Source organism: Alkalibacterium sp. s-m-28, assembly GCF_054658175.1.
This window is the reverse complement of sequence record NZ_BAAGIQ010000536.1, coordinates 1-204: the sequence shown is the minus strand read 5'-3', so window position 1 is coordinate 204 and position 204 is coordinate 1. Positions and strand designations below refer to the sequence as shown.

At 36.3% G+C, this 204-nt stretch carries 1 protein-coding gene; it reads left to right on the top strand.

What is annotated here, in order from left to right:
• Positions 1–104 precede the first annotated feature (104 nt).
• Positions 105–204, top strand: a 100-nt coding sequence (locus ACYQ4S_RS13170; RefSeq protein ID WP_459771591.1) for a helix-turn-helix domain-containing protein, incomplete at its 3' end; no start/stop codon positions are given.

Below are 204 nucleotides of genomic sequence, written 5' to 3'. Positions count from 1 at the left end.
GTATTTCTACGCGTTCTTTGTCAGACATATACTCACCTCCGACTTGATTGTACGGTATTTTTACAGTATAATCAAGTAACAAAGCGTAAGAGGAGGTGAAGAATATGTTAAAAGCTTATAAGTATCGGCTCTACCCAAATGAAGAACAAAAAAACTATTTTGCGAACTGTTTTGGTTGTGCCCGCTTCATTTATAACCAAATGC